Below are 453 nucleotides of genomic sequence, written 5' to 3' on the forward strand. Positions count from 1 at the left end.
ACCACCAGGCATCGTAATCGGCCCAGCCCACGGTGCTCAATTGCCGGCGTGCCTGCTCGACCAAGACCCCGCAACCCAATGCCCCGGCCATCCCGCCGCCGCCTTCGGGCACGGGGTAAAGATCGGGATATTGCGCGCGCCACGGCAACCAGAAATCCTCCGCGTGGCGCGCGCGGTAGCCGGCATAGCCCAGCCAATGCAACTGCATGCCAAAGCCTTTCAGATCGAGGACTGTGGGGGTGTCTTGAGGGTGACCACGCAACAGGCCGACGGTGGGAAAACCAAAGCGCTTGCCCGCCGCTGCCAGCGCGTGCAGATGGTTGGAGTAAGCACCGCCGAGGCTGACGATGCCGCTGGCACCGGCCTGCTGCGCCTGGGCCAGATGTTGGGTGAGCTTGAACCACTTATTGCCGCTGATCAGTGGGTCGATACGGTCCAGGCGCAGCACGGCCA

The 453-nt window shown here is 65.1% G+C and carries 1 pseudogene; it reads right to left on the minus strand.

The features are described 5' to 3' along the window. A pseudogene (locus FCS21_RS16105) lies at window positions 1–453 on the minus strand (hypothetical protein); the annotation flags it as partial.

Origin of the sequence: Colwellia ponticola, from assembly GCF_005885605.1 — a bacterium.
GTDB lineage: Bacteria > Pseudomonadota > Gammaproteobacteria > Enterobacterales > Alteromonadaceae > Colwellia > Colwellia ponticola.